11 protein-coding genes are annotated in these 17,684 nt (G+C 41.2%); 4 read left to right on the plus strand and 7 right to left on the minus strand.

What is annotated here, in order from left to right; translation table 11 throughout:
• Window positions 1-5 precede the first annotated feature (5 nt).
• Window positions 6-482 (plus strand): SixA phosphatase family protein, encoded by a 477-nt coding sequence (locus ABIB50_RS25960; RefSeq protein ID WP_429384827.1) that lies wholly within the window; start codon window positions 6-8, stop codon window positions 480-482.
• 2 nt (window positions 483-484) lie between these two features.
• Here ABIB50_RS25960 and ABIB50_RS25965 read toward each other — a convergent pair whose 3' ends face one another.
• Both ABIB50_RS25965 and queA read right to left on the minus strand, forming a co-directional pair.
• Window positions 485-1,156 carry a 2-C-methyl-D-erythritol 4-phosphate cytidylyltransferase gene (locus ABIB50_RS25965; RefSeq protein WP_429384829.1) on the minus strand — a complete coding sequence of 224 codons (672 nt, stop codon included), beginning with the start codon at window positions 1,154-1,156 and terminating at the stop codon, window positions 485-487.
• Between the two features lie 72 nt (window positions 1,157-1,228).
• Window positions 1,229-2,278 carry a tRNA preQ1(34) S-adenosylmethionine ribosyltransferase-isomerase QueA gene (gene queA / locus ABIB50_RS25970; RefSeq protein WP_429384830.1) on the minus strand — a complete coding sequence of 350 codons (1,050 nt, stop codon included), beginning with the start codon at window positions 2,276-2,278 and terminating at the stop codon, window positions 1,229-1,231.
• A gap of 245 nt (window positions 2,279-2,523) precedes the next feature.
• On the opposite strand from queA, the gene ABIB50_RS25975 reads away from it, so the two are divergent.
• Window positions 2,524-3,771 (plus strand): ABC transporter permease, encoded by a 1,248-nt coding sequence (locus tag ABIB50_RS25975; RefSeq protein WP_429384832.1) that lies wholly within the window; start codon window positions 2,524-2,526, stop codon window positions 3,769-3,771.
• Window positions 3,772-3,838: 67 nt separating this feature from the next.
• Here ABIB50_RS25975 and ABIB50_RS25980 read toward each other — a convergent pair whose 3' ends face one another.
• Entirely contained in the window at window positions 3,839-6,658 is a 2,820-nt protein-coding gene (locus ABIB50_RS25980) for a PAS domain S-box protein (RefSeq protein ID WP_429384834.1), read from the minus strand.
• A 165-nt stretch (window positions 6,659-6,823) separates the two neighbouring features.
• Here ABIB50_RS25980 and ABIB50_RS25985 point away from each other — a divergent pair, with 165 nt between their 5' ends.
• Entirely contained in the window at window positions 6,824-8,110 is a 1,287-nt protein-coding gene (locus ABIB50_RS25985; RefSeq protein WP_429384836.1) for a citrate synthase, read from the plus strand.
• A 92-nt stretch (window positions 8,111-8,202) separates the two neighbouring features.
• On the opposite strand, the gene ABIB50_RS25990 is transcribed toward ABIB50_RS25985, so the two are convergent.
• The 4 genes from ABIB50_RS25990 to ABIB50_RS26005 all read right to left on the minus strand — a co-directional run bounded on the left by ABIB50_RS25990 (window position 8,203) and on the right by ABIB50_RS26005 (window position 15,577).
• On the minus strand, window positions 8,203-8,778 hold the full coding sequence (locus ABIB50_RS25990; RefSeq protein ID WP_429384838.1) for a papain-like cysteine protease family protein: 576 nt from the start codon (window positions 8,776-8,778) through the stop codon (window positions 8,203-8,205).
• Window positions 8,779-8,806: 28 nt separating this feature from the next.
• On the minus strand, window positions 8,807-10,162 hold the full coding sequence (locus tag ABIB50_RS25995) for a M48 family metalloprotease (protein WP_429384841.1): 1,356 nt from the start codon (window positions 10,160-10,162) through the stop codon (window positions 8,807-8,809).
• A gap of 4 nt (window positions 10,163-10,166) precedes the next feature.
• Window positions 10,167-11,603: a C1 family peptidase gene (locus tag ABIB50_RS26000; protein ID WP_429384844.1), complete on the minus strand. Its 1,437-nt coding sequence runs from the start codon at window positions 11,601-11,603 to the stop codon at window positions 10,167-10,169.
• Window positions 11,604-12,343: 740 nt separating this feature from the next.
• Complete coding sequence (locus ABIB50_RS26005; protein ID WP_429384846.1) at window positions 12,344-15,577, minus strand: amidohydrolase family protein; 3,234 nt, start codon at window positions 15,575-15,577, stop codon at window positions 12,344-12,346.
• Window positions 15,578-15,651: 74 nt separating this feature from the next.
• Between ABIB50_RS26005 and ABIB50_RS26010 the strand changes: the two genes are divergently transcribed.
• Window positions 15,652-17,544, plus strand: a complete 1,893-nt coding sequence (locus tag ABIB50_RS26010) for a RecQ family ATP-dependent DNA helicase (RefSeq protein ID WP_429384849.1) — start codon at window positions 15,652-15,654, stop codon at window positions 17,542-17,544.
• Window positions 17,545-17,684: the final 140 nt, after the last annotated feature.

The raw sequence follows: 17,684 nt of genomic DNA on the forward strand, positions 1-17,684 counted from the left end.
TTTTTATGAAAAAGCTACTATTGGTTAGGCACGCTAAAGCCACACACGAAACTGGGTTTGTTGATTTTGAACGGCCGTTAAAACCATCGGGTTTACAGGATGCCGCTATAATGGCGGGGCGTTTAAAAGAAACAGGCCATGTACCGCAATTATTGGTAGCCAGCCCGGCATTGCGTACGCTAAGCACAGCTAATGTCCTGTCGCAGCACCTGGAGCTACCGGCTGCCGAAGAAATTTTAGGGATCTATGATGCCGGCCAAAACCAATTAGTTGATATTATTAGCGGGTTAAACGATGCTTACGATTTTATAGGGTTGGTTGGCCATAACCCCGGGATAGGGCAGGTGCTTTATTATCTTACAGGCGAAATACGTGATGTGCCGCCGGGTGCCGTAGCGTTAATAGAATTTAATACAAATACCTGGGCCGCCGCGGGCTCTAAAACCGGCAAGCTGGTTTATTATGATACGCCTAAGGATTAACCCTAACCTTTCATCAACAATTCTGCGATAGCGATATCTTCAGGAAAAGTTATTTTAATGTTCTGGTAGCTGCCTGTTATTAAATGGATTTTGATCCCCGTTTCTTCAACAACACTGGCGTCATCAGTAAATTTAGGGTCGAAAGGTTGTTGATAGGCTTTTTTTAGCTGCGCTGATTGAAATGTTTGCGGGGTTTGCACCAGGTAGATCTCATCGCGGGTTAAAGCTACCGAAACATCATTTTTTAATTGTCTTATCGAGTCGCGGCTTTTAACGGCCACCACGGCATTGCCATTTGTTGCAGCATGTTGGTATGACTCATCAATTATCTGGGGGCTGGTAAGCGGGCGTACGGCATCCTGCACTGCAATTATAGCATCCTCACCATCAGGTATCCAATCCAACCCTTTTTTAACAGAATGGAAACGCGTATCGCCACCGGCAACTAATTGGTAGGGAATAGTAAAATCATGCATCTCGCATAATTTCGTCCAATGGTTATGGTAGGCGGCGGGCAATACCACAATAATTGCCGGTTTAGCGTTACTATTATAAAAGGCCAGCATGGTATGCATTAACACAGGCACCCCTTTTAACGGCATAAACTGTTTAGGCACCGCGGATAACATACGGCTACCCGAACCACCGGCTACTATAATGGCGTAGTTTTTCATTTAGTTTTGAGTGATGGGTGATGAGTTTTGAGTATCAATGTAAACTTAATACTCAAAACTCATTACTCAAAACTATATTATCAGCATCGCATCACCGTAGCTGTAAAAGCGGTATTTCTCTTTTATCGCTACCTCATACGCGTTCATTACATTTTCATAACCGCCAAAAGCCGAAACCATCATCAATAAAGTCGACTCTGGTGTATGGAAATTGGTGATCATTGAGTTAGCAATGCTAAACTCGTATGGTGGGAATATGAATTTGCTGGTCCAATCGTTAACCGGTTTTAATGTATGGGCAGCTGATACAGCCGACTCGATAGCACGCATGCTGGTTGTACCTACAGCACAAATACGTCTTTTATGCTCAAGGCCACGGTTCACAATGTCGGCTTGTTTTTGCTCGATGATGATCTGCTCAGAGTCCATTTTATGTTTGGTCAGATCCTCCACCTCAACCTGGCGGAAAGTACCTAAGCCCACATGCAGTGTAACTTCGGCAAACTCAACACCTTTTAATTCAAGGCGTTTCATTAGCTCGCGGCTAAAATGTAAACCTGCAGTAGGTGCTGCAACAGCGCCTTCGTGTTTAGCAAAAATGGTTTGGTAACGCTCTTTATCCTCGGCAGTAGCTTTACGTTTAATATATTTTGGTAGTGGCGTTTCGCCCAATATCTCTACATTACGGCGGAACTCTTCTTCTGTGCCGTCAAACAAAAAGCGGATAGTACGGCCACGCGAGGTCGTATTGTCAACAACTTCGGCAATTAACAAGTCGTCGTCGCCAAAATATAGTTTGTTACCCACGCGTATTTTACGTGCAGGGTCAACCAGCACGTCCCATAAACGTAATTCTTTATTTAATTCTCTTAGCAGGAATACTTCAATAGTAGCTCCTGTTTTTTCTTTATTACCGTACATACGGGCCGGGAATACTTTGGTATTGTTAAGGATCATAACATCCTTATCATCAAAATAATCCAGTACGTCTTTAAAAACCTTATGTTCAATTTTGCCTGAATCTTTGTGTAATACCATTAAACGGGATTCATCGCGGGTAGCAGCGGGCGAATGTGCAATTAATGATTCGGGTAAATTGAATTTAAATTGAGATAATTTCATGCTTATATATATGAATTTTCAGGGCGCAAATGTACAAATAATTATTGTGGATTGCACCGATTATTTGGCCGATTGCACCGATTGTTGAATTTGATTGCACTGATTTAAGTAAACTGATTTATTTTTAGGCTTATTAACTAATTGGTGTAACTTAATGCCTGTATAAACATCTAAGGTATAACAATGTTTTTCTGATTGGGTTTGCCATCTGTGAAATCAATCAAAAATCGGTGTAATCGCGGTATATGATATTTTTAAAACTTTTCAGGGAAAGCTTTCTATTTGCGTTTGATGCTTTAAGGCAAAACAAGCTGCGCACAATGCTATCATTATTGGGTGTTACCATTGGTATATTTACCATAATAGCGGTTTTTTCGGCGGTTGACACCTTGCGTGACAACCTGCAAAAAAGCGTTAATAAATTGGGCAGCAATAGCGTATATGTAGAAAAATGGCCTTGGGTATCAGACGGCGAATACCCGTGGTGGAAATTTATGCAGCGCCCCGTTGCCAAGCTAAAAGACTGGCGCGAACTGCAACAACGCAGCCAGACTGCCCTGGCCATATCATACGAAATAGGGATAGACAACCGTACCATAAAATACGGAAGTAATACAGTTGATGGCGCACAGGTTGATGCCTGTACCCAGGAACACAACAAAACCTGGAACTTTGATTTCCAGGACGGCCGCTATTTTACCGAAATGGAATCGCAAACGGGCGCGCCGGTTACTATAATTGGTAACGATATTGCCGAGAATCTTTTCCCGGGTGGCACAGGCGTTGGAAAAAAAATAAAAGTAATGGGCAGGTATGTTACTATCATTGGCGTGTTTGCCAAAGAGGGTAAAGATATGCTGGGCATCTCGGCAGATAAAGAAGTATTGCTGCCTCTAAACTTTGCCCATAATATAATTGATGTGCAGAATGAGCGGTACCGCCCGTCAATTGTTGTGAGGGGTAAGGATGGCATACCAATAGAAGATGTTAAAGGCGAACTAAAAGGCTTAATGCGTTCAATCCGCAGCCTGAGGCCAAACCAGGATGATAACTTCGCTTTAAATGAAAGCACCATGCTCTCTGACCAATTAGACATGGTATTCAAGATAATTAACGTTGCCGGCTTTATAATTGGCTTGTTCTCAATGCTGGTAGGCGGTTTTGGTATTGCCAACATTATGTTTGTATCGGTAAAAGAACGCACCAATATCATCGGTATCCAAAAATCACTGGGTGCTAAAAACTACTTTATATTATTGCAGTTTTTGATCGAATCAATTATACTTTGTTTAATGGGGGGGATAATTGGGATCCTGATGGTATACACCGGCACTTTAATTATAAAATGGACAGCCGATATGGAGATTGTGCTGTATGCCAAAAATATAATAATAGGTATAGTTTACTCTATCGGTATCGGGTTAATATCAGGGATAGTGCCGGCCTGGTTCGCCTCAAAACTTGACCCGGTTGAAGCGATAAGATCTAATTAGTAGTGAGTAGTGAGTGGTGAGTGGTGAGTTAATAAAAGCCTACCACTCAAAACTCACCACTCATAACTCAAAACACCTCCTTATAATACCTCGACACTTTTTCGAAAAATATAGCCGGTATAAAAGGTTTGGTTAAATAATCGCTCATGCCGGCGGCTAATGCCTTAGTATAGGTTTCGGGCATCGCGTCGGCCGTGAGCGCTATTACAGGCACCAGCGGATGCGTTTTTTTAATAACCTCTGTAGCTTCAAAGCCATCCATAACAGGCATTTGCAGGTCCATAATAATCAGGTCGTAAATCTTTTCATTAACCATATCAACGGCAATTTGTCCGTTCAATGCCTCGTCTACAGTAGCCTGCCATTTTTTTAGGAACCTTGATGCTATCAACAGGTTCATTTTATTATCGTCAACTATCAATACACTCATGCCATGCAGGTTAAGCATTGGCGCGTTATCGGCAAGCAAATCGCCTTTAATTTCGGCTTCGGGCAGTTTAAATGCTATTGCAAATGTAAAAGTGGCGCCTTCTCCCGGTTTGCTAACTACCGAGATATCGCTTTTGTGCAGGTTTACCAGCCGTTTGGTTATAGCCAGCCCCAGGCCGGTACCGCCGTTATTGTTATGATTGTTAATTGCGGGTTCTTGTACAAATGGGTCAAATATGATGTCGATATTATCAGGCGCTATACCTACGCCCGTATCCGCAACGGTAAATTTAATAGTAACCTGGTTACTGTCCATCCGTACGGTACGCAGATCTATCGTAATTTTGCCCTTCACTGTAAATTTAACGGCGTTACTAATCAGGTTATTTAATATCTGGCTCAGGCGCATCTGGTCGCCTATTAAATACTCCGGAACGTCGCTGTTAATATTCAACTCAATTGTTAACCCTTTTTCAAGAGCTTTAGCCGCAAAGGTTTGGTTTATTTTTTTTGTGAGCGTGTGGACATTAAATTTCAGCTCGTTCAATTCTAATTTACCGGCTTCTATTTTATTATAATCTAAAATGTCATTTATAATAGATAATAGGTTTTCGCCCGAGAATTTAAGGATATTCAAATACTCCATTTGCTCGGGCCGCGGGTCGTCGCTTATCAATAGGTTGGTGGTACCTATAACCGCGTTCATTGGCGTCCTTATCTCATGGCTCATTATGGATAAGAAATCCGATTTGAACCGTGAGGATTTTTCGGCAAGCTCTTTTGCCGATATCAGCTCTAAAGTTGCTTTTTGCTGATCCGTTATATCCTCGCCTATACTTGTGGTTTCTTTTAATAAGCCATTTTCGTCAAAGCTCATGGTAATTTGCCAGCTAATTATGCGTTGCTCGCCATTACGGCACACAACAGGGTTGGTGTATTGCTGCGGTACGGCATTATTGGTAAGCATAGCACCAATACTTTCTTTTAATTCGTCCGGAACAAAATTATCTACCCATTGCATACCCAAAATTTCTTTTTGGGTATAACCCAGTAAATTAGCCAGGTGTTGGTTGCAAAAAGTAATGTGGCCCGTGCTATCTAATGATATTGCAGCCATTTTAATGGTCTCCAATACCAGCTTATATTTATTCTCGGTGCGTTTATAATCTATTTCTACCTGTTTGCGGTCGGTGACATCCTGCAGCGTGCCTATTATTTTGCGTACGCCATTATCATTTCTCAAGATGGTGCCAATTATCACACTTAAATATTTTATGGTGCCACCGGGTGTTATTATCCTGAAAACGCAGGTATAATTGGCAATGGTAGTGGCGCTTTTAAATAAATGCTGTAAAATAAATCTATCGTTTTTATGCACATAGGTTAAAAGCAGGCGTATTATACCTAAGTGTACCAGCACGCCCGGGTCTGCTTCAAAAATATCGCGGATCTCATCAGAGTATTTTAATTTACGGGTATCGGTATAAAGGCTCCAGTTACCTATCTTAGCTATTGTTTGCGCCTCTATCAATTCGGCCCGGCCTTTTTTTATTGCTTTTTCTGATAGTTTATTCTCGGTGATATCCTGTATAATCCCAAATATCCGCCTAAGGGTACCATCGTCATTTAATACTTTGTTACCCAATATAATCCTGATATATCTTAATTTGCCTGCAGACGTAATTATGCGGTGCTCAAATTCTTTTAGAACGGAGGTAGCCATCGAAAATAAAAATTGATGACAGGCCTCGCGGTCATCAGGATGAACAAGACCTAAATAGTAGTCAACCTTTTCAATATTGTCGGGGATGTATTCTGTGCCTAATATAGCAAGCAGGTTGGCCGATAGATCGGTCTCGCGGGTGTCGCTGTCAAACAGCCAGTTGCCAATTTTTGCAACGGTTTGGGCTTCCAGCAATAAACGCTCTTTTTCTTTTAAAGCCTCGGCGTAGTTTTTTTGCGCGGATATATCGCTTATCGAGGCTGATATGCGGTGAGTGTAGTTACCCTGCCGGTCAAATACAGGTGTTAGTTTAGCGGTTAACCACTTACCTGTGCCGTGTTCAGACAGGTATTCTATCGACGTCGGTTTCCTGTTGGCTATAACATAGTCCAGCGAGTCGTTAAACTTAAGCGCACGTTCTTTGCCTAAAAGATCCTCAATTTTTTTACCTATTAATTGGCGGGGGTCTACCACAGGTTGGGTAAAATCATTAAACCAGGTGTTCAGGCATATTTTATTTTCATCAAACTCAAAAATAATATCATTTAAAGAGTTGATAAGCGCGTTAAGTTGTTGGGGTGTATTGGGTAATTGAGCAGTATGCCGCTTTACCGCATTACGGATACTGCGTTTATAAAAAATGCCCATTGTAGCTGCTGTGAGTGCAGTTATAGCTAATGAAAGGTATATGCTATAATTTTCGATAAATAAAAATAGCCCGCCTTTTACTGCCATTAATAGTTGTTTTTTGCGATAGATTTTACGTACGAATATACCAAATGCATACTATTGAATAAAAATAAGTTTTGTAAGACAACTTTTTTACAATTACACAACCATAGGTACCACAAAATTATACGCAGATTTACATATATTTGTTGCATATACAAAATTCTTTCTATGTCAGGCACAGCACAGTTAACAATAGGTGATAAAACATATGATCTTCCGATTATTGAGGGTACAGAAGGCGAAAAAGCTATTGATATTTCTAAGTTAAGAGATCAAAGCGGCTTTGTAACGCTTGATGTCGGTTATAAAAATACAGGTGCTACCCAAAGCGGTATTACTTTTTTAGATGGCGAATTAGGAGTGCTTAAATACCGCGGCTACGCTATTGAAGAGCTTGCAGAAAAATCAACCTTTATTGAAGTTGCTTACCTGTTGATATACGGTAACCTGCCTACTGCAGAGCAATTAAAGAACTTTGAGTACGAGATAAGCCGCCATACACTGGTGCACGAGGATATGAAGAAGTTTTTTGACGGCTTCCCGTCAAACTCGCACCCAATGGGGCAATTGTCATCATTGGTGTGTTCATTATCTGCATTTTATCCTGAATCGTTAAAACCAAACCAAACTAAAGAGGAGCTTAACCAAAGCATTATTAAAATGCTTAGTAAAATGGCTACCATAGTTTCATGGATTTATAAAAAATCATTGGGCCACCCGGTGATGTATCCTTTAAACAAATACGACTACGTAACCAATTTCCTGAACATGACCTTTGGCCAGCTGACCGAGGAAGTAGTGATAGACCCGGTTGTAGTTAGCGCGATGAACACCTTATTAATACTGCATGCAGACCACGAGCAAAACTGCTCTACCTCAACCGTGCGTATAGTAGGTTCGTCCGAATCTAATATTTATGCTTCGGTATCTGCAGGGATCTCTGCTTTATGGGGCCCGCTGCATGGTGGTGCCAACCAGGCGGTTATTGAGATGCTGGAGAAGATTAAAGAAGATGGCGGCGATACCGATAAATGGATAAACAAAGCTAAAGACAAGAACGATCCGTTCCGCCTGATGGGCTTTGGCCACCGTGTTTACAAAAACTTCGACCCGCGCGCCAAGATCATTAAAAAAGCCTGCGACGATATATTGGAAAAACTGGGTATTAATGATGAAGTTTTGGAAATAGCCAAACGCCTGGAGGAAGTAGCATTAAAAGATCCATACTTTGTTGAGCGTAAATTATATCCAAACGTTGATTTTTACTCAGGTATCATTTATCGCGCGTTAGGTTTCCCTACTGATATGTTTACCGTACTTTTTGCACTGGGCCGCTTACCGGGGTGGATAGCACAATGGAAAGAAATGAAACAAAACAAGGAGCCTATTGGCCGCCCGCGCCAAATTTATAACGGCGCTGTGGATAGAGAATATGTTGCTATCGATAAAAGATAATTCTGAACCGTTGATTGGATGATTTTCTGATAGCGTTGATGATAATATAAGAAAGCCCTCCCAACCATTGTTGGAGGGCTTTTTAGCTATAGTTAGTTTACAACAATGGCAGCCCGCCAAATACTTAACAAGTTACTAAAAGGTATCGGCTTTGTAAATATGGCCATTGGGTCGTTTACATAAAATATGGCTTGTACACCATAAGGCGTATTTATCCACTCCATTCCCCTTAAAACTATAAAGTGCCCAATGGTTGGGCTTGTTTGCAGATATAGAATGATAGCTTTTCCATTACGTAACGTACTATAAATAATGTCCGGGTTTGCCGGGGCCGCTAATGCTGAATAAGTACCGACGTAATTGTAAATTAATCCGCGTATATTATCGAAGGTACCGGGTGTGCTGCATTGGCCACCCGTGCAGCAATACTGAGCGTTAAACCCTTTGGCCACAGCAACCAATTCGCATTGGTTTGGAGCCCCGCCTTTTTTCCAATAAATTACTTGCTGCGCCGCCGCGGCCCAACACCACATAGGGTCTTGTTGCGAAATGTTTTGTATGCCTAAATCAACAGGCGGCGGCAAATTAAGTACCTGCGCTTTTGCCGGAGTAAAACAAATGCCAAGCATTACTAACGCAAGGCTGCATATGGTTAAGATTTTTTTCATTGTGAGGTTTGATTAGGTATTATGAATGTTATTTATGTAAAGTAAAGCGCATCCACTCGTCGCAGGTAATGTTGTCAATCTTGTAACCTTGGTTAAGCATTGCCGTTAAATTGCTGGCATCAGAACCGTTGAATACAGTAACCGACCAACTAGACACCTCGGGCATGTTTGTCATAAACGAAAAAAATAAATTGTTTATGTATTTCATGCAATACATATAGGTATGTCCTTCATTATTTTTTTGTTTATACCATTTTTCAAAATCAGCATAAGTGGGGCTTAATGTCCAGGCTGCTAAACTATAATTATCTTTTTTCGTCAACAAAAACATGTAATTATTAAAATCATAATTAATTATATTCTGAACTGCGTATCCTTTTTCAAGATAAGGGTTCAAATTAGCCTGCAAATTTTGTTTGGGTAAAATTCGGGTATATTGGGGAAGTTGTGTTGCGCGCTTAAACATTACTAAAAACCACTTGTCATTCACTTTTTCCATGAATTCTATATTGTATCCCTGGTCAAAATAAGTTTGCGTATCGTCCGGGTATTTGTCATAATTCCAATAAAGTCTGTAATTTTGTACATCCTCATCCTTTTTCCAATAAATCCAATATTTATCCTTGAAATAAACAACAGAGCTTGGTATCAATCCGGTTTCTTTACTGTAAGCATTTATATCATACATATTGGGGCTGCCGGCATATTCTATTAGCCCAACAATATTAAGGTCGGGTAAATAATCTTTACCATTTTTATTAATTACCGGCGCGTCTGTAGTTTCAAATCCTTTTTTTACAGCCTCAATTCGTTTCTCTAACGTGGGGTGATCAGCATAGGTATCGTCTGCAGGGTGTATCATTTGCTGTAAAGCGTAATTGCAAGCGTCAACTGTTCCCCCTAATTTCTTAACAATACTTGCAGCATATGTATCTGCTTCAAGTTCCATTGCTCTTCTGTAAGGCTGGGTAATTACGGTGTTTTGGCCCAGGTGTTTTTTCATGATGTGGCCCAACTCGTGTGCTACTACAAAAAGATGTGCATAGTAATTACCGGTAAGGTTTGTCAGCCGGTCTTCATTCACTAAAATGTAATAGTGATTTTCTTTATCATCATAATAAGCCAGGGCCGAGTTTTTTAGCTTGTCGCATTTAATCACTTCTATATTATTGGCGGCAATGCCAAGGCTGCTGAAAATTTTTGACAAGTCCTCTTTAGCCACAGTTTCGCTTATTGCAAATTGATGGCTGGTGGCCATCATGCATATATCTTTAAAATCAAGTTCCGGGTCTAAAGGCAGGGCATTTAGCCTTTGAGGCTGCGACTGCGCAATAACTGCATAGGGGAGTAAAAAAAACAGGATAAAGTGTGTAAGTATTTTCATGGCATTAAGATTTAGTGCGTTTAATATTAACAAATAATAGGAGGGGCTTCTGTGCGTCGTTAGGTACTTTAATAGATATATTGGATTTATCAAAGTTGTAATTTGCACCATCAACATCGGCGTTAAACTCGTCAATCAAATGCTCATATAGTCTATTTCTATACTGTACAGCATGGTTAAACTTATTTTCAAAATCGGGTATTTGATTTTTTGAAAGCAAAATTATCAGGTTGTCGGCTTCCTGGTTAAAAGCAAGTACAGATGATTGGGGGATCTTATAACCTAAATTGCCTTTATAAATATATGGGCTTTCATTTTTTGATGGGAAATGAATATTATAATTATTCTTTTCGTCGCAGCTCATTACATAGATATAGTAGTTGCCGGGCAATTGCGCCAGGTTTATTTTAAATAACTGCCCTTTATCTGCAGTAGCTTCATAATAACTTCCATTAAATTTGGCAGCTACTTCTCCGTCCTCATGTACTATGCCGCCTACCCTTTTGTATTTTGCCAGTTGTAATTTTAAATTACTATAGTTATCCATAACTGGTGGCGGCGTAAAAACAACACCAGCGTAGGAAGCATATTTTAAGTAATCATGAAATGATATTTTACAAAATCCCTGATCTCCCCATCGTGTTCCCCAACTATTTAATATTTCAAAATATTGGTTAACACGGTCATATCCCACAATAGTTAATGCGTGCGATGCACCGGGTGTTGGCCTTGCGTAAGTGGGTGGAGTCCAAATGCCCTTATAAAAATATTGATCAAGCCCAAAGTAGCTATCCTCACTATTTATCATAGGAAGTGTCAGCGATGTAAAAACAGGATTGTTATAATAAAGCTGCTCTATTATTTTTGATATTTTATCCTCTTGTGAAATATAGGTACGATCAAAGAATAAGGTAGATGCTCCTACAATCTTATTCTTTACCCCAGCCATGGCAACAGATCTTGCTATCGTGCCGTTACACGAGTAATCGTCAAACTCATTATGTTTTACATTGCCATAAATATTCAAAAAATCTATACCGTCAGTAAATGACGAGCCACAACCTCCGCAGACATCCCTGGAGTTCGGATAACAGGAAGTGATTTTAATTGAATTGAAAATAAACATGCTTGAAAATGTAGCATCGTCTATATCAGTTTTATTAGTTATGTTATGATCAATAGCATATTTAATAGACATTACACCGTAACCAAGGGTCCATGCAGTACATGAACCAATATTACCCTGGTTGCCGGGGGTAGGGCAATATTTTCTTAAGCTGTAAGAATCTGGTGGGCCACTATCGCCGAGGCCCTTAAAAGCGGGGAGAGTTTGAACGGATTTTAACTTATCATCTACAATACAACCCATTTTGTAGGCCTGGCTGTATAAGCGAAAAGAAATAGTTAAAAACAGAAATGCAAACGAAATTTTTTTTCGCATTGTGAAATATATAAAAGGTTTAGCCAAGTCGCTTGCTATTTAATTGCTAATTAGATAGTTAACTTATATAAATATATTTTTTTATTTAGAGAAACGCAAACTTTAACTGGAATTTGTGCCTTTTTGGCTTAAGGATTTTTATTGTATAACCCTTGAGCTAACCATTAACCAGACAGGTAAAGTTAAAAAGCCCCGATTGTGGGGGGGATATGTGCAGATCAATTAATTCAACTTATTTATTATCATTAGATTAAACACATATAAACTATAAAATTCCTGAAGAATATGTTGTTTAACCCAAAGTGTTTCACCCTCAAAAATTAATAAATTGCAATTGTTTGATTTTTAACAAATTAACCAGTTATCCTGCATAAATAAGCCGACTTAAAAGTTGTTTCATTTTGTTTCACTTATTTTTAGTAAATATCTATATACCAAATAGTTAATCCGAAATGTTGTTTCACTTGTTTCATTTGTTCCACTATTTTGTGAAACAAAACATCGCAGTCCTTGATTTAATCCTGCAGTTAATAAAATAAAAACGAAAACAACCCGTTACAATACTAAACGTAATGATAGTAAAGCTTTATTAATAACCGGCTAATGCAAATTAACCCGGCATATCAAAGATAATTGTGAGTGAATAGTGAGTAGTGATAGGTAGATTAAATGCACCAAAAACGCCCGGAATCGAAAGAAACCGGGCGTTGGTGTTTTATAGCGTTGTGATTTATGATCGATTAGTCGCCATGCTCACTTGTAAATAAATAGGTTTCGGTGTTACCAATTGGTAACGTAACCCCGTCACCACGGCTAAACTGCCACCAAAAACGCTGACGCAATTTTTCGTGGTTGCCTATTTCGTTCATGCTGTCAGAGTCGTATAAGCGGCCATTTATCATTACATATTTAATATTGTTGCTATAGCGGATATTATCCAATGGATTCTGATTTAATACGATCAGATCTGCAAGCTTGCCTTTTTCCAATGATCCTATCTCTTTATCCATACCTAAATAAGATGCCCCATTAATAGTAGCACAACGGATCACTTGTAACGGTGTCATCCCGCCTTGTTCAAGCATCCACATTTCCCAATGCGCGCCCAGGCCCTGCAGCTGTCCGTGAGCACCTAAATTAACTTTAGTGCCACCGTCATTTATCGCTTTAACATATTTAGATACCTCAATATGGCCATATTCGCCATATTCAGCTTTAGTTACCCTGCGCGAGCGAGCGTCAACTATGGCTTTTGGGGTAAAGCTAAGCAAGTGTTCGTCTTTCCAAACGTCGGTACGGTCATACCAGTAATTCTCGCCAAATTGGGTGCCGTAGCTAACAATAAGGGTAGGGGTGTAAGCTGTTTTGCTATCGTTCCATAAAGCCTTAACATCTTTATAAATCGGCCAAACAGGTATGCCGTGCTCAATGCCGGTTTGCCCGTCAAGTATCATGTTCATGTTGGTAAAGAAGGTTGAGCCGCCTTCGGGCACTACTTCCATTTGCAGCTGGCGCGCGGCCTCAATAATTTGCTGGCGCTGCTCGCGGCGGGGCTGGTTATAGCTTTTTACCGAGAATGCGCCCACTGCTTTTAACCGGCGAAGGTGAGATAGTGCATCGTCAAGGCTATTGATCACCACTTTAAAATCACCATCTGCACCATATAATATATTACCGGTTGAGTATACCCGCGGCCCAACCATACGGCCGGCTTTCAACATCTCCGACTGGCTGAAAACCATCTCGGTATTGCTTGATGGGTCATGCGAGGTGGTAACACCGTAGGATAAGTTTGCATAATAGTTCCAGTCCTGCTGTGGCGAAACACCATCAGGGCTGGGGTGTAAATGCGCATGCACATCAATAATGCCCGGCATAATGGTTTTGCCGGCAATATCATAAACTTTAGCATCGGCAGGTATTTCAATGGATTCGCTTTTACCTACAGCTACTATTTTATTATGATCAATAACTATGGTCCCTTTTTCTATCACCTCATCATCCTTCATGGTGATAATGCGCGCGTTGGTGAAAGCTATCATGCCATCAGGTACATCGGTTTTTAATTTTAAGCCGATATCAATACCTGCGGTATCCAAGCCTGTAGCTTTATCAGTACCACCTTCGACAAACGGGATCCCGTTCTTAATATCGCGGCTAAAATATTTAGGGCCAAGGGTCCAGTTTAATTTTTGGCTGTCTTTGCTCCAGTGTAAATAAGTTCCGGCATCTTTGGTTAACCTTGTTAACGGGATAGATTTATTGGTTGCAGACAGATCAAGCGGGCTGCCGGTAGTAACCATTGGGGTTATGTAACAGTTAAACAGCTCGGTAAAGGCCATCCACTTGCCATCCGGGCTTGGCTCGAACTGGGTGGTATAGGTTGACGTATACAACGTACGTTGATTAGCGCCACTTAAATCCATCACTTTAAAAGCTTTTTTGCCAGCCTCGCGGCTTTGGAAATAGATCTTACTATCATCAGCAGAGAAACGCGGATTGATGCCGTTGTCCAGTATCAACAGCGGTGTGCCACCCGTTACAGGTATAATATATATCCCCGGATTAACCCCATAGGCGTATCCTAAGTCCTCATTACCTTCGCCTTTGCGGTAAATGATCTTATCACCGCGATTAGAAAACTTTGGTGTGTAATAGAACCCCTTATCGGCTGTTAGACGGGTTACAGTTTTAGTTGTAAGGTCAACGATATTGACAGCACCTTTCAAAGGATCACTCCAGCCAACATATACTAATGACTTGCTGTCGGGGCTAAATTGCGGATCATATTCAAAATCACTTAATGTATCTACACGGGTTGGCACGCCGGCTGGCAAATCCTTTATATAAATATAGCCGGCCGCATTAAAAGCAACACGTTTTCCATCAGGCGAAGTAGTTAACTGCCTTATCATTTTAACATTAAACTCGTCCTGGAAAACCTTTTGCGGGAAATGCAATGATTCGGTAATGGTTTGTGCCGAGCTAACCTCGAACGGGATTTGGGTAGCGCCCAGTGTTGTAGTGTCTAAATTCCAGATCTTTCCTTTAGCGTAAAAAATAATGTTCTTGCTGTCGGGTGTCCAGGCAAAATTGGGGTAAACACCAAAAATTGCCCAGGTTTCCTGCTGGTCATGTGACAGATCATCATATACCGGCCATTCTTCGCCGGTTTCCATTTTATGCAGGTATAGCACAGATTTTAGCCGTACACGTTTTACAAAAGCTAATAATTTCCCGTCAGGCGATAATTGCGGACGGCAAGCGCCGCCTGCATCCCCGGCAATCTCTTCAATTTTGCCGGTTTCACGGTCTAAGCGTTTTATAGCATAAATGCCTTTATTGGGGTCTTTGCTGTATTCAAAATTGGGGCCGGGGGTAACATCCTCACTCCAATAAACATATCTGCCATCAGGCGATACGGTTGGTTCGCCGGCATCCTGCTGGTCGTTTTTGCGTTTGGTTAGCTGGATACCATCGCCGCCATTTTTATGGTACATCCACATTTCGCCGGCGCCTAATGAGCGCGAGCCGGTAAAATGCTTACGCGCCACTAAATATTGCCCGTTAGGGAACCATGAAGCATTGTTTAATAACCTGAAGTTTTCTTTAGTTACAGCATGTTTATTGCTTCCATCGGCATTCATTATCCAGATGTTGTCGCCACCTTCGCGGTCACTGGTAAACGATATTAATTTACCATCGGGGCTAAAACGGGGCTGTACTTCGTACGAGTGGCCTCCGGACAATAAAGTGGCCTTGCCACCGGCAAAGGGTATGCTATATATATCACCTAAAAGGTCAAATACTATAGTTTTGCCATCGGGGCTTACATCCAGGTTCATCCAGGTACCCTCGGTAGTGTTGATAGTAATTTTTTTAGACGGGCCGGGGGGCGCCTCTACGTTCCATTTTTGAGCCTGTGCGGTACAGGTAATAGCTAATAAAAAAAGTGTTATCTTAAAAAGCTTCATCAGTTAAATATTTATTAAAACGCTAAGTTAAAACTATTACGCATTATTAATAGTTTTGACATTGCCACAAAACAATGACAATACAGGAAATACTAAAGACTTATTGGAACCATGATGTTTTCCGGCCTATGCAGGAGGATATTATCCAATCTGTATTGTTAGGGCATGATACTTTGGCGCTGTTGCCTACAGGCGGAGGCAAGTCAATATGTTTCCAGGTGCCGGCAATGGCAAAGGAAGGATTATGCATAGTAATTTCACCACTCATCGCCCTGATGAAAGACCAGGTTGAAACATTAAAGGAGAAAGGGATTGAAGCCGTTGCCATAACCGCCGGCATGGGCAAGCGCGAAATTGACCTGGCGTTGGATAATTGTATTTACGGAAAGGTCAAGTTTTTGTACCTGTCGCCCGAGCGTTTGTTATCTGAACTTGTGCAGGAACGCATAAAGTACATGAAGGTAAACCTGTTTGCAGTTGATGAGGCGCATTGTATTTCACAATGGGGGTATGATTTCCGGCCGGCCTATCTGCATATTGACGATCTGCGTAACCTGCACCCGGATGTAACAGTACTGGCGCTTACCGCCACCGCTACTGCCGACGTGCGCGAGGATATACAGGATAAGCTTCAGTTTAAAAATGGCATAGTTTTCCAGAAAAGCTTTGAACGTAAAAACATAAGTTATGTAGTACAGCACGAGGAGAATAAATTCCGAAAGATGCTGGACGTGGCTAAGGGCGTAAAGGGTAGCGGCATTGTTTATGTGCGCAGCCGCCGGGAATGTGCCGAGATAGCCAAATTTTATAACGATAACGGGATCAAGGCCGATTATTACCATGCCGGCTTAACTCCGGACGAACGCTCTAAAAAGCAGGAGAGCTGGAAAACTAACAAAACCCGTATTATAGTAGCTACTAATGCCTTCGGGATGGGAATTGATAAGCCTGATGTACGTTTTGTAATACATAAGGATATGCCCGAAAGCCTGGAAGCTTATTACCAGGAAGCCGGTCGCGCTGGCCGTGACGAAGCGAAAGCCTATGCCATATTATTACATAATAATGCCGATAAGGCAAGGCAGCAAAAAATCTTTGAGCTAAGCTTCCCGGGGATAGATGAGATAAAGCTGGTTTATCATTACTTGTCTAATTATTACTCGGTAGCATACGGCGCAGGGGCGGGGATAAGCTTTGACCTTGACCTGGGCGCTTTTTGCGCCAAGTACAAGCTGGACGTTATAAAGACTTTAAGTGCTCTTAAATTTTTAGAGCAGGCCGAATACCTGTCCTTCAACGAAAGTGTGTTTTTGCCTTCGCGGTTTAGGTTTGAGGTATTTAATGAGCAGTTGTATAACTTCCAGATCCAAAACGCGGGCTGGGATAGCTTTATTAAAACCTTATTAAGATCATACGGTGGCGCGTTCGAGAATTATGTGCGATTAAAGGAGTTTGACGTTGCCCGCCGGGGCAACCTTAGCGTGCAGCAGGTAATTGAAGGCTTAAAGCAATTGCAGGAATATGGCATACTAAGCTACCTCCCGCAAAATGACCAGCCGCAGGTTACTTATCTTAAACCACGACAGCACCCCAATAATTTATATATCAACAAGCAATATCTTGAACAACGCAAGGCTACCTATTTAAATAAAATGAGGGCCGTATTGGCTTATTGCTCACACAGCCAATGCCGCAGCCAGCTATTACTAACGTATTTTGATGAACCTAACTCTGATAAATGCGGAATATGCGACGTATGCCTCGAAGAAAAGCGCAGGCAAAACGCCACTGATATCATGGATGATATTACCACAGAAATTGCTCAACTGCTAACCACCGCGCCTTTAGAACTGGATGATCTGATAACTTCCATTAAAAGCGGCGTAGAAAAAGAACGTCTGGAAGCTATCCGGATATTGCTTGATGCCGGTAAAATAAAATTTAACGGCGAGAAGTACTACCTGTAACAAGTCAACCAGACTATAAAATCTCCTTAAAGACACCTATGTGTGTCATCCCACTCTAATTTTCCATCCCATTTCACCGACACTTATACGGCGTTCACCGAGTAAAACAGGCATTGTGTCGTTTACACACCATTTGGCTG

Origin of the sequence: Mucilaginibacter sp. UYCu711 (assembly GCF_050433825.1) — a bacterium.
In the GTDB taxonomy this organism is placed as follows: Bacteria; Bacteroidota; Bacteroidia; order Sphingobacteriales; family Sphingobacteriaceae; genus Mucilaginibacter.

What these genes read in the sequence shown, in the direction of transcription:
- ABIB50_RS25975 (WP_429384832.1), top strand. Translation starts at nt 2,524, where the DNA reads ATGATATTTTTAAAACTTTTCAGGGAAAGCTTTCTATTTGCGTTTGAT.
- ABIB50_RS25985 (WP_429384836.1), top strand. Translation starts at nt 6,824, where the DNA reads ATGTCAGGCACAGCACAGTTAACAATAGGTGATAAAACATATGATCTT.
- queA (WP_429384830.1), bottom strand. Translation starts at nt 2,278, where the DNA reads ATGAAATTATCTCAATTTAAATTCAATTTACCCGAATCATTAATTGCA.
- ABIB50_RS25965 (WP_429384829.1), bottom strand. Translation starts at nt 1,156, where the DNA reads ATGAAAAACTACGCCATTATAGTAGCCGGTGGTTCGGGTAGCCGTATG.
- ABIB50_RS25980 (WP_429384834.1), bottom strand. Translation starts at nt 6,658, where the DNA reads ATGGCAGTAAAAGGCGGGCTATTTTTATTTATCGAAAATTATAGCATA.
- ABIB50_RS25990 (WP_429384838.1), bottom strand. Translation starts at nt 8,778, where the DNA reads ATGAAAAAAATCTTAACCATATGCAGCCTTGCGTTAGTAATGCTTGGC.
- ABIB50_RS26010 (WP_429384849.1), top strand. Translation starts at nt 15,652, where the DNA reads ATGACAATACAGGAAATACTAAAGACTTATTGGAACCATGATGTTTTC.
- ABIB50_RS26005 (WP_429384846.1), bottom strand. Translation starts at nt 15,577, where the DNA reads ATGAAGCTTTTTAAGATAACACTTTTTTTATTAGCTATTACCTGTACC.
- ABIB50_RS25960 (WP_429384827.1), top strand. Translation starts at nt 6, where the DNA reads ATGAAAAAGCTACTATTGGTTAGGCACGCTAAAGCCACACACGAAACT.
- ABIB50_RS26000 (WP_429384844.1), bottom strand. Translation starts at nt 11,603, where the DNA reads ATGCGAAAAAAAATTTCGTTTGCATTTCTGTTTTTAACTATTTCTTTT.
- ABIB50_RS25995 (WP_429384841.1), bottom strand. Translation starts at nt 10,162, where the DNA reads ATGAAAATACTTACACACTTTATCCTGTTTTTTTTACTCCCCTATGCA.